Below are 1,419 nucleotides of genomic sequence, written 5' to 3'. Positions count from 1 at the left end.
ATTCACATAACAAGCAATTCAAGTGGATTCTCAACGCGTGGCAGTTTTACTATGCGTCAGGTAAAGTGTTTTACGGTGCAATGCAGCGGCTTGGCCAGTGCGTTGTTCACCACTTAATTGGGCGTTATGCAACTCAGGTAAATTTAGGGGTTTAATCTTTTTGGATTTCTCCGGCCATTTGTTTTGTGTTGTCGGCAAATCAGCATTTTCGGCTTCAAATTCGTGGTTAACTCAATCCGTAAAACAGACAAGATTCTTTGTTTGCCTCACTCGGTTTTAGCGTTGGCACGTTGTTAATTTTGCGGGCGCAAAGTGTTGCAAGAGCAAGCAAATTGATAGTTTCGAGTTCGCTGGAAATTTTGCTCGTTGAATTTTTCTGGTGCAAAAGCTTGGTTTGTTGCTGCAAGGTGTGCTTTGTTTTGGCGGCATATTTATCACGGTTCAAGCTTGGGTTGATTCTTGGTTCACTTAACCAATATTTTGATTGTTTTCTTTATCAAACTTGGTGTAACTTTATGTTTATCTTATTGAATTTGCATAACAAAGCATTTAAGACGGATTCGCAACGCTTGGTGTTTTTAGTGTAAATTCAGTTTTTGTGCTTTAAGTGGTTTGTCGAGGCATCGGTGTTTAGCGTCGCTCACCACTTAATGCGGCGTTATACGACGTACGGTGTTAAAATTTATTGCATATAATTTTCTTATGGTTAATATTGGTCGAATCGTTTGTGGGAATATTTTCTGTAACTCTTTAACCCAAACGAGGAAATGGTATGTATGATATCTCTGATTTTTCAATAGCTAATGGTCGCCTATCTATCAAGGAAGATAGCTATGAGCTTTCCAAAATTAGGAGCGTCAAAGTAGTTAAAAACAAACTGAGTTCGCATCTAGTCAAGGCGTCTGTTATTTCAGCTATAGCTTCAAGCATTTTATGGCTATTCGAGCCATTTGCCACACCTTGGGGATTTGATATCAATGCTGGAGTTGTAGCTCTAGTCATCATATTCCCAGTGGTTTTATTACTCTCTCTTTTTCGCTCAAAGTATCAGCTTCAAGTTGAGTTTGAACATCAAGATGAGGTTGGTTTGCAATGGGTAACGGTAGCAAGTGGTAAGGCTGAGCAAGAACTGACAGCGTTTAAAAAAGTAGAGCAAGACTTGTCGCAAGCTGTCGTATAACAAACAATTTAAGAGTGATTCCCAACGCTTGGCATTTTTCATTCCATCGTTGGGTTTTGTGTTTAGGGTGGTATGGTTTCGTTCCGTGGTAGCGTTGCTCACACCTTAATTGGGCGTTATGCAACTCAGGTAAATTTAGGGGTTTAATCTTTGGGATTTCTCCGGCCATTCGTTTTATGTTGTCGGCAAATGAGCATTTTCGGTTTCAAATTCGTGGTCAACTCAACCCGTAAAACAGA

General features: G+C 40.0%; 2 protein-coding genes. One reads left to right on the top strand and one right to left on the bottom strand.

Features of this window, described 5'->3' with window-relative positions; translation table 11 throughout:
• Positions 1-226: 226 nt before the first annotated feature.
• Positions 227-445 (bottom strand): hypothetical protein, encoded by a 219-nt coding sequence (locus HGG78_RS18755; protein ID WP_172533818.1) that lies wholly within the window; start codon positions 443-445, stop codon positions 227-229.
• Between the two features lie 327 nt (positions 446-772).
• On the opposite strand from HGG78_RS18755, the gene HGG78_RS18750 reads away from it, so the two are divergent.
• A complete protein-coding gene (locus HGG78_RS18750) occupies positions 773-1,180 on the top strand; it encodes a hypothetical protein (protein ID WP_172533817.1) in 408 nt (135 codons plus the stop codon).
• The last annotated feature ends 239 nt before the right edge of the window (positions 1,181-1,419 follow it).

It is taken from the genome of Vibrio aestuarianus (assembly GCF_012395185.1).
GTDB classification, from domain to species: Bacteria; Pseudomonadota; Gammaproteobacteria; order Enterobacterales; family Vibrionaceae; genus Vibrio; species Vibrio aestuarianus.
Note: the sequence above shows the minus strand (reverse complement) of the source record. Positions and strands in the feature narration are given on the sequence as shown.

What these genes read in the sequence shown, in the direction of transcription:
- HGG78_RS18750 (WP_172533817.1), top strand. Translation starts at nt 773, where the DNA reads ATGTATGATATCTCTGATTTTTCAATAGCTAATGGTCGCCTATCTATC.